Source organism: Microcoleus sp. N9_A2, assembly GCF_036701775.1.
Classification (GTDB): Bacteria; Cyanobacteriota; Cyanobacteriia; order Cyanobacteriales; family Microcoleaceae; genus Microcoleus.
Genome location: NZ_JAUBRH010000040.1, coordinates 17597 through 28100 on the forward strand (window position 1 = coordinate 17597; position 10504 = coordinate 28100).

Below are 10504 nucleotides of genomic sequence, written 5' to 3' on the forward strand. Positions count from 1 at the left end.
ACTGGCAATTATTCAACGTGCAATTCCATCTAACTCCCCATTGTCACCTAAATTTTCCACAAAAATCAACCGCCAGAAAAATAATCCCCCAACTCCCGCAACTCACCTCACATCAATCATTTTTCAGACATAAATTACTCTGCACCTACCCACAATGACAACAAATAAGGTAAAGTAAACGGCACAATAGTCTAAGGTTCTCGAACTGCCACAACTCGGCAAACCCGCCCTTGACTTGCAAAACTCGCCAATACAGGCGACATTAACACCTAACAACTGACCAAAATGCAAACCTACTACTACGTTTTAGCCAGCCAACGCTTTTTGCTAGAAGAAGAAGCCCTCGATGAAGTGTTTAAAGAAAGAACTCGCAACTACCACGAACAAGAAAAACAAATAGATTTTTGGTTGGTCAAACAGCCTGCTTTTCTAGAAGCACCGACAATGAAAGAAGTCAAAGCAAAATGCCCTCAACCAGCCGCCGCTATTGTTTCCACCGATCCTGTTTTCATCACCTGGTTAAAACTGCGATTAGAATATGTACTGACAGGTGAATTTCAAGCACCGTCAGCAACTATTCCAGATGCCCTCGCGTCCCTACAGACAGCATGAACAAACTAGCAGGAATTTCCAGGGCGAAGCCAGGAAAATCAAGGGAAAATTTGTACAAATATTTTGTCTTTCTTCCCCTGTTTTATGCTACTTCGATCGCCATTTTTATCTTGACATTTTTAGCGACTTCTGTTAGGGCTGAATCGAGCTGCGAACCGCCAAATTCCGATGAATATCTACTGTTAATTGTCACAAAAACACCAGAACAGCAAGAAAGAGCAAAACGGTCTTTCCCCGGAAATACTGACAATATAGTTTGTCGGTATATCAACGATACGGTGACGCGAGTTGGTGGCTTTCGCGACTCGCAAATCGCTAGCGATTGGGTTAAATATATCGAAGATGTTGTCGGATTGCAAGCTTACGTAGTTCGATCGCCCGCAGCGGCACTTCCCCAAAATCTGCCAGTCTACAACCCTCAGCCAGCACCCGGTTCAGAACCAATCGCCAATCCTCCAACTGGCAATCTTGCGTTCAATCCCCAAGCCCTCGGCCCCGGTTACGCCGTGTTAGTAGATTACTTCAATCAACCGGAATTAGCCGCCCAAGTCAAGCAAGCATTGGGTACGCAAGTCGGCTTAGCTTCCTACGGCCAGCGTCCCTTTTTATTCGTTGCTTATACAACGGATCAAAACGCTGCTACGGCGGCGGTAAAAGCATTGAGCGATCGAGGTTTTTGGCCGATGTTAGTAGACAGTCGCCGTGTCACTGTAATTACTCCTGCTGTTAGGTAAAAGTAAATAATACGGCGGTTAAAACCGTATTTATTTAAACGATGTTCGAGATAAGACGGCGAATGGAATTCGCGCCTACACAAACGATGTCCGCCTCCGCGGACTGAAGAATATCGCGTAATTTTAACGGTCAATTTTTCAACCCGCGGAGGCGGGTTTTGTTTGCATAGACGCGAATTCCATTCGCCCGGTTTTCCTAATTAACAATTTATGGTTTTTGGGGCGGCTGTGGGCTGCTTCCTAGCTGACTTTCGGCCCGCTTTTTTGCTTCCATTGCCGCTCCGTAATCCGGCTTGTAGCGGATTGCTTTGTCATAGGAGGCGATCGCATCTCCGAATCTTTTCACCGCTACCAGGGCGTTACCGCGGCTGTACCACGCCTCCGAGTAATCTGGCTTGACATAGACGGCTTCGTTGTAAGAGGCGATCGCATCTTCGTACCGCTGCAAATTGTACTGAGCATTGCCTCTATTGTACCAGGCTTGAAATTTTTTCGGATTCAAATCTAAGGCTTTGCTGTAACACTCAATTGCTTGTTCGTACCGACGCAATTCGTGGTACGACCAGCCTAAATTATACCATGCTTGATCGGAATCAGGTTTTAATTTAACCGCTTTTTCGTAAGCTTCTACCGCTTCTTCATGTCTCCGCATTTTCAGCAAAGCGATGCCTTTACTGTACCATGCTTGATAATAATTTGGCTGAAACCGCACGGCTTTTTCGTAGGCCTCCAAAGCTTCTTGATTTTTGTTTAATTCTAGAAAAACATTGCCTAAATTGTACCAAGCATCAGAATTGTCGAATTTGATTTCAACTGCTTTTTGATATGATTCAACGGCGCGATCGTACTGTTTTAAATTTTGGTAAGCTTGTCCCCGATTGTACCAAGCCTGGTACAAATTAGGCTGAAATTGTACCGCTTTTTCGTAGGAGGCGATCGCCTCTTCGTACCGCTGCGAGTCTAACAGAGCATCGCCTCTACCTTCCCACGCTGGGGCATAGTCAGGCTGGATTTGCAAAGCATTGTCAAAAGATGCGATCGCCTCTTTTGACTGTTGCAACTTATCCAAAGCATAACCACGTCCCGTCCAAGCCTCCAAATATTCCGGCTTTAATTCTATTGCTTTATCATAGGCTGATTGTGACTCCTTATATTTTTTCAATTCATATAAAGTTTTAGCTTTTTCCTGCCAAACTTCCGCGTAGTCAGGCCGGAGAGCTATTGCTCGATCATAGGCAGCTAGAGCTTCTTCAAATTTGCTTAAATTGTAAAGAGTAATGCCTCGGTTGTGCAGGTCAGTTGCATTCGCTGAATTAAAAGTATTTACACCATAAATTGATGCTATAATAGTTATGCCAATCAAACTAGCGATCGCCAATATTTTAAAATACAATTTTCTTCGCGGTTTAGGCGGCTTATTCACAGCACGAACCGGAGGCAATACCGGAATAGTACCGCTGAAAGAATTTTGCAACTCTTTAATAGCTTGCAGCGTTTCGCCCGCACTCGAATAACGCTGCCGAAAATCGTACTTTACCATCCGATCTAAAATCTTCGCAAATTCAGGACTGACGGATGCTTTATCCTGCCAAATAATTTCCTCTGTATCGGAATTTTTCGGCATTTGGTGGGGATTTATGCCGGTGAGAAACTGAATTGCGATCGCACCTGTGGCATAGATATCGCTGCTGAGTTTCGGATTGCCATGAGATTGTTCGCTGGGCATATAACCGGGAGTACCGATGCTGACGCTCAAACTATTTTTGGGCTGAGGATTAGTAATTTGAGTAGTAATTTCCTTGACTGCACCGAAGTCAATTAACACTAACTTATTATCTCGATTTCGGCGCAGGATATTGCGGGGATTGACATCACGGTGAATTACATTTTGCTGGTGTACAAAATCTAAAATTTCCAGAAGTTCTTGCAATATACAAATAACTTGATCTTCCTTCATCCCTCCGGCATTTCCCGGAGAAGCGGGCGTAATTTCTTGACTTAAATCGTGGCCTTCGATAAATTCTTGAACGAGATAAAACTCTTGATTTTCTTCAAAGTAAGCAAAAAGTTGGGGAATGCGATCGTGATTTCCCAACTTGTACAAAACCTGTGCTTCCGTATCGAACAAACGTCTTGCTATTTGTAGAGTTTCGGGATCGGTTGCTTGAGGTTTAAGCTGCTTGACGACGCAAAGGTGATTACCTGGTAGTTGCTTATCTTCAGCTAAATAAGTTTGAGCAAATCCGCCGCCTCCCAAGTGACGGATAATGCTGTAGCGCGTGCCGAGTGTTATTCCAAGCATGAAATTTACCTGATATTTCCGAGTTTTTCTCCCCTTTCGGAATAAAACAAGGGTTGGGGGAGAGGTTTTGCATTTGATTCAGTTTAACTAATTTGCGATCGGCTTTACAGCAGAAACTCTGTCAAAATACCAGTAGATGCTGCCGACAAGTGGTAAAGTCGTCGGCGAATCATCTTTGCTTTGAAAGTTCAGATGCGTAGGGTGCTTATGGGCGCACTTTACTTTTATTTAACATGGTTTAGGCGCATGGGCGAGAAACCCGGTTTCTACGAGTTTTACGAACAGTAACGATAAATATACTAAGAAACCGGGTTTCTGATGTGAGCGCGAGTAAGTCCTATTTTACTTTAAACAGCTTTCAAAATCTCATCATCAACTGAAAAATCTATCTCTGCTTTGTCCCTTCCCGAAACTACATAATCATTCTGAAATGAATCTTTCAATCCCGACACTAAGTCAAACTCCGGTTGCCAGTTAAGCTCGGTAACAGCTTTATTAACTGAGGCAAAAAAGTGCTGCAATCGCATCGGGAAAGCTTTCTTTTTACCGAAGTCAAATTGTTTCGGATCGTAGTGTACAATTTTGATAGCATCGGGCGATTTGCCGATCGCCTGGATGCAGGCGCGGGCTAAACCGTCAAAGGTGACAAATCGATCGCCCGAAACGTTATAAATTTGCCCGATCGCCCTGGAGTTGCCCAAAACCGCCGCCATTGCCACCGCCAAATCCTGACAATGCCCTAACTGCGTGAAGTGCATCCCGTTACCAGGAATCGGAATCGGGCGATCGCGCGCAATGCGATCGAAAAACCAAGCCTCCAAATCGTTATAATTTTGAGGGCCATAAATGTAAGTCGGGCGAATCGAAGTCCAAGGCAAACCGGACTCGGCCAAATAATTTTCCGTGTCGCACTTACCCAAATGTCGGCTTTTGGGATCAGTAGCGTCCCCTTCAATATGAGGCATTTGATCGGATTTCAAATAAACCCCCGCAGAGCTCATGTAAACAAAGTGCTGCACCCGCCCTTTAAATATCTCAGCTAAGGGCTTTGTATCGCTCAGTTCCCGACCATTGTTGTCAAAAACCGCATCAAACTCAACCGCCGATAATTTTTCTTGCAATTGTTCGACATTTGTGCGATCGCCCAAAATCTGTTTCACCCCCGCAACCGGCACAGGCTTATTGCCCCGGTTAAACAACACCACCTCATGCCCTTGTGCTGCTAAAATCTTAGTAAGATAAACCCCAATAAACCGAGTACCGCCCATCATTAAAATTCGCATTATTTTCGATGCTCCTTATAGTTAGTGTAAATATCTTACAATAAAGCGAGTATCTTGCTTTACTAAGTAGGTCATTGCCAAAAAACAATAGTATCTTGTAGGGGCGGGTTTAGCTAAAAATCTATGATACCAGCCAGTTGATCAAGGCAAAACCCGCCCTCCCCATCTAATGTTTATTTGTACCCACCTACTTAACAGTTGAGGACTCATTAAATAGGTAAGGAAAAAAAAACACAGTATCTACAAATTGGGTTAATTATCATAGTTTCTTTGTACTTGTATCAGCGTTTACCTGCGGTTTAAACAATGAAAAATCTTGAAAAGTTAAGCGAAATTGCGCGGGCGGCGGCTTGGGGCGCAGCAGATATCCTACAATCCTATTATCGGCAGGATTCCAATACTCCAAACTTAGACATTCAAGAGAAAAAAGACGGCCCAGTTACTGCGGCAGATGTCGCTGTCAATTCTTACATTCTCGACGAATTGCAGTCGGCTTTAGGGAATGCAGAATTTGGCTATCTCAGTGAAGAAACTTACAAATCTTATTTAGAAAAAAACGGTCAAATTCCCTTACCTGAAAGTTGGGTTTGGATTATTGATCCTTTGGATGGAACGCGAGATTTTATTGATAGGACAGGTGAATTTGCTGTTCACATTGCTTTAGCCTTCGAGGGAAGACCGGTATTGGCAGTTGTAGCTTGGCCCCAACAGCAAAAGATTTATTACGCAATCCGCGATGCGGGTGCTTTTGGGGAAAGTCGGGACGGTTCTGCGGTCAAATTGCAGGTTTCGGCGCGAAATATAGTGGCAGATTTATCTATAGTAACCAGTCGCAGTCACCGAGGCGATCGCCTAAATCAACTATTGCACAAATTTCCCTGCCAAAATCAACTGGCTGTCGGTAGCATCGGCTGCAAAATAGCCACAATTGTCGAACAAAAGGCTGATGTTTATATTGCGCTTTCGGGAAAGTCTGCGCCGAAGGATTGGGATTTGGCGGCGCCGGAATTGATTTTGACGGAGGCGGGCGGCCGATTTACTCGTTTTGATGGTTCTGCTTTGCAATATAACCGGGGAGATGTCAGTCAGTGGGGGGGATTGTTGGCGAGTAACGGTTGCTGTCACGATGCTTTGTGCGGGGATGCTGAGGGGATTTTAGCAGAGATAGATGGGAGTTTGAAGTAAGTGCGATCGCCCTTAAATAATTTGGTCGGTTCAGGACGCATCAAAAGCCAAGAAACCGGGTTTTTTCCTGTTTCTGCGGGCTGTAACGCGTCTTCTGGGCAAAAACCCGGTTTCTGACCACCCGTGCGTCAGTCCCGCGCTAAAAGCATACATAAACCCGATCGCACATATGTATCAAAAATCCCGCTCTTAATATCTCAGTCTCATTACACTTGCGATTGAATTGTTTTTGTGTTATTGCATCCACCTCGCGCTAGCTCTTCCGCAATATTACTTAATAAATATCCCCATCTTTATCAAAACTTTAATTAAATAAGTGTTTTTACGGAAAACTTTATATAAAGTATCTTAAAAAACAGTTATGGTTGCTATAACCTTCAGAAAGAGTTTCGGATGCAAGTCGCGAAACAGGGAAATCATTGTCTTTTTTTAACCCCCAGTAGGTGTATTATGCTAAATTTAAATAATCAAGTTTCAGGAAGTGCGATCGCCTTTATCGACACTCAAGTTGAAAATTATCAAAGTTTAGTCGCGGGGGTAACACCGGGTACGGAAGTAGTGGTTTTGGATGGGAACCGGGATGCGATCAACCAAATTACTCAAATTTTAGCTCTTCGTACCAATATTGACAGCATTCACATAGTTTCTCACGGTGCTCCCGGCAGCTTGCAACTCGGCGACGGTAGCTTGAGTTTAGATGATATAGAGTGCGATCGGGATTCTCTACAGCAGTGGTTTTCGCCACGAACCGACTTGATCGGCAAAAATGGACCTAATATCCTCTTGTACGGGTGCTCAGTAGCAGCAGGCGAGACAGGTAAAGCATTTGTCAAACGCTTGAGTGAGTTAACCGGGGCATCGGTTGCAGCTTCCAAAAACCTCACGGGAAGTGTAGCCAAAGGCGGCGACTGGGAACTGGAAGTCAGAACCGGGAAAATAGAAACGCCGCTGGTATTTGCACCAGAAGTATTAGCAGGTTACGAATATGTTTTGAATACTTTTGGTGCGGAGACTAATTTTGGCGCGGGGAATCAACCGCAATTCGTCGGCGTAGGAGACTTCAACGGCGACACCAAGCCTGACTTAGCCGTGGCGAATCGTGCCGATAACAACGTTTCTATCCTACTAGGGACAGGTACAGGCAGCTTTAGTGGTCCCACTAATTTTCCTGTGGGACAAACTGCTGCCTTTGCTGTCACGGTAGCAGACTTTAATGGAGACACCAAGCTTGACCTAGCCGTTGCCAACTGGCTGAGTAATAACGTCTCAATTTTGTTAGGAACAGGGACAGGCAGTTTTGGTACAGCTACCAACTTGGACGTCGGGTCGAGTCCTTGGTCAGTTACGTCCGGCGACTTCAATGGAGATGGCAACATTGACCTAGCCACAGCCAACAGTGACTCAAACGATGTCTCTATTCTGTTAGGGGGAGGTACAGGTATCTTTCCTAGTAGGGCGGACTGGATGATCGACGGGACACGACCCCAGTCTATAGCTGTAGGCGACTTTAACAAAGACGGAAAACTTGACCTAGTTACGGCGAACTTTACCTCAAACAATGTTTCGATCCTATTTGGGACAGGCACGGGGAACTTTGGCATTGCCAGTAGTTTTAGTGTGGGGACAAACCCCTATTCTGTTGCTGTGCAAGATTTTAATGGGGATGGCAACCCTGACATAGCCACGGCCAACGAAGGTTCTAATGATGTATCCGTGCTCTTGGGGAATGGCACAGGTGGCTTTGGGGCTAACACTAACTTTCCTGTGGGGACAGGGCCTCGTTCCGTGACAGTAGGTGACTTTAACGCAGACGGCAAAATTGACTTAGCTACAGCGAACGGTGTTAGCAGCTCGACCCCTGTTGCTAATAACCTCTCGGTTCTGTTGGGGACAGGCACTGGTACTTTTAGCCCTGCCGCCAACTATAGCTTGGGGTCAAATCCCTGGACTGTCACTGCGGCAGACTTGAATGCGGATGGGAATCTTGACCTAGCCACGTCGAACTATTGGACTAACAACGTTTCGATTCTGCTAAATACACCCAATACAGTTAATTTTGGTAGTGCCACTTACAGCGGTACAGAAGGAACAACAGACACAGTAGTTAATATTCCCGTCACCCTCAGCGGCGGCACTCCCTTGGGCGATGTAGTTGTACCAATTGCGATCGACCCCAGCAGCAGTGCCACCCAAAATTCAGACTACACTATTTCCCCTACAACTGTTATATTCCCCGCCGGCACTACTACTTTCACCCAGAATGTTGCAGTTACTATCAAGCCTGACAATCTCCCTGAAAACGCCGAAACCGCAATCCTCAACTTGGGCACAATCACCGGTGGCGTTGCCGGTACAGCCAAACAAACAACACTAACTATTGCTGCTAACGGTACTGTTTCTTATGCCATTGCCGCCGGTACTGCCAGCATTTCTGAAGGTAATAGCAGCACAAAGCCTCTGACTTTCACTGCTACTCGCAGCGGCAACAGTGGCGGGGCAAGTAGCGTCAATTATACGATCGCCGGAACAGCTACCAACGTCAGCGATTACAACAACATCGGCGGCACTTCAGGGGCAACTGCTGCTACTGGCACAATTAATTTTGCCGCCGATGAAACCTCCAAAACCATTACTCTCGATGTATTAGGCGACACCCAAGTTGAACCCGACGAAACCATTGCCGTCACCCTTTCCAATCCCACCAGCCCAGGCGTAACACCGACCATTACCACTGCTACCGCTACCACAACTATTACTAATGATGACAAAGCTGGCTTTACTATTAACCCAACAGCATTAACTACAAGTGAAGTCGTCGGTGGCAAGGCAGAATTTACAGTCAAACTCAACTCTCAACCCACTGCTGACGTTTCTTTCGGCTTAAGCAGTTCCAATGTTGCTGAAGGAACTGTTTCGACTAATAGCTTAACTTTCACTCCCGCTAACTACAATCAACTGCAAACAGTAACAGTGACTGGTGTTGACGATGTGGTAGTTGATGGGCCTCTAGTTTACAAAATAGTCACGGCGGCTGCTGTCAGCACTGATCCTAATTTCAATAACCTCGATCCTGATGATGTCACCGTCACCAACAGTGACAACGAAACTCCGGGAATTACGGTGAATCCGACTGCGGGATTAACTACTGGTGAAGATGGCACCAAGGCTAACTTTACTGTGGTTTTGAATACTCAGCCGGCTGCTGATGTTACTATCGGTTTGAACAGTGACAATGTTGCCGAGGGAACAGTTTCGACTAATAGCTTAACTTTCACTCCGACTAACTGGAATACAGCGCAACCAGTAACAGTAACAGGGGTTGAGGATAGCATTGCCGACGGCGATATTGATTACAAAATAGTCACGGGGGCTGCTGTTAGTACCGATGCGAGTTACAACCTAGATGTAGCGGATGTTAGCATTACCAATAAGGACAATGATACCGCTGGTATTTCTATTACTCCCACGGCAACAACTGCTACAGAAGGTGGCGTGGCGGGCAGCTATGACATCAAGTTAACGTCACAGCCGATCGCCCCTGTTACCATTAACTTTAATGCCGGAAGTGAAATAAATGCGATCGCGCCTGTTACCTTTGACAGCACGAATTGGAATGTTGCCAAAACAGTCACAGTCACCGCTACCGACGATAGCAAAGCCGAAGGTACGCACAGCGGCACGATCGCTCACACTGTTACCAGTACCGACACTAAGTATAGCGGCACGGCAATTCAGGATGTCAATGTAGCTATTACCGACAACGACACAGTAGGTGTCAGCATTTCTGCGACGAACACAACTGCTACAGAAGGCGGGGCGGATGGCAGTTATACAGTCAAACTCAACAGCCAGCCGATCGCCCCTGTAACTATCACTCTCACAACAGGTAATCAGATTCAGGCGATCGCGCCTGTGACTTTCACTGCGGATAATTGGAATGTCGCTCAAACCGTTATGGTGAAAGCTGTTGATGATACGGTTGTGGAAGGGGCGCACAGCGGTAATATTACTCACAGTGTGAGCGGGGGTGATGCTAAGTATAATGTGGTTGTGGTGCCAGGGGTGACAGTGGCGATCTTAGATAACGATGTAGCGCCAACTCCGACGCCGACGCCGACGCCGACGCCGACGCCGACGCCGACGCCGACGCCGACGCCAACACCAACTCCGACGACATCTGTCACTCCGACTCCGACTCCGACTCCGACTCCAACGCCGACAACATCTGTCACTCCGACTCCAACGCCGACAACATCTGTCACTCCGACTCCAACGCCGACAACATCTGTCACTCCGACTCCAACGCCGACAACATCTGTCACTCCGACTCCGACTCCGACGACATCTGTCACTCCGACTCCGACTCCGACGACATCTGTCACTCCGAC

Annotated in this window: 6 protein-coding genes; 4 read left to right on the forward strand and 2 right to left on the reverse strand. The window is 46.3% G+C overall.

The genetic code is table 11. From position 1 onward, the window contains the following. Positions 1 to 285: 285 nt before the first annotated feature. Together QUA44_RS20610 and QUA44_RS20615 are read left to right on the forward strand one after the other, a co-directional pair. Positions 286 to 612: an MgPME-cyclase complex family protein gene (locus QUA44_RS20610; RefSeq protein ID WP_333253819.1), complete on the forward strand. Its 327-nt coding sequence runs from the start codon at positions 286 to 288 to the stop codon at positions 610 to 612. Further along, positions 609 to 1346: a hypothetical protein gene (locus tag QUA44_RS20615; RefSeq protein ID WP_333253817.1), complete on the forward strand. Its 738-nt coding sequence runs from the start codon at positions 609 to 611 to the stop codon at positions 1344 to 1346. The genes QUA44_RS20610 and QUA44_RS20615 overlap by 4 nt, the downstream gene beginning before the upstream one ends. Before the next feature lie 208 nt (positions 1347 to 1554). Here QUA44_RS20615 and QUA44_RS20620 read toward each other — a convergent pair whose 3' ends face one another. After that, positions 1555 to 3648: a tetratricopeptide repeat protein gene (locus tag QUA44_RS20620; protein WP_333253816.1), complete on the reverse strand. Its 2094-nt coding sequence runs from the start codon at positions 3646 to 3648 to the stop codon at positions 1555 to 1557. 347 nt (positions 3649 to 3995) lie between these two features. Then, on the reverse strand, positions 3996 to 4931 hold the full coding sequence (locus QUA44_RS20625; protein WP_333253813.1) for an NAD-dependent epimerase/dehydratase family protein: 936 nt from the start codon (positions 4929 to 4931) through the stop codon (positions 3996 to 3998). 306 nt (positions 4932 to 5237) lie between these two features. Between QUA44_RS20625 and QUA44_RS20630 the strand changes: the two genes are divergently transcribed. Both QUA44_RS20630 and QUA44_RS20635 read left to right on the forward strand, forming a co-directional pair. After that, a complete protein-coding gene (locus QUA44_RS20630) occupies positions 5238 to 6116 on the forward strand; it encodes an inositol monophosphatase family protein (protein ID WP_333253811.1) in 879 nt (292 codons plus the stop codon). 450 nt (positions 6117 to 6566) lie between these two features. Then, positions 6567 to 10504, forward strand: a 3938-nt coding sequence (locus tag QUA44_RS20635; protein WP_333253809.1) for a DUF4347 domain-containing protein, incomplete at its 3' end; no start/stop codon positions are given.

Bases quoted from the DNA above. Each gene is read 5' to 3' on its own strand.
- QUA44_RS20630 (WP_333253811.1), top strand. From the start codon at position 5,238: ATGAAAAATCTTGAAAAGTTAAGCGAAATTGCGCGGGCGGCGGCTTGG.
- QUA44_RS20610 (WP_333253819.1), top strand. From the start codon at position 286: ATGCAAACCTACTACTACGTTTTAGCCAGCCAACGCTTTTTGCTAGAA.
- QUA44_RS20615 (WP_333253817.1), top strand. From the start codon at position 609: ATGAACAAACTAGCAGGAATTTCCAGGGCGAAGCCAGGAAAATCAAGG.
- QUA44_RS20620 (WP_333253816.1), bottom strand. From the start codon at position 3,648: ATGCTTGGAATAACACTCGGCACGCGCTACAGCATTATCCGTCACTTG.
- QUA44_RS20625 (WP_333253813.1), bottom strand. From the start codon at position 4,931: ATGCGAATTTTAATGATGGGCGGTACTCGGTTTATTGGGGTTTATCTT.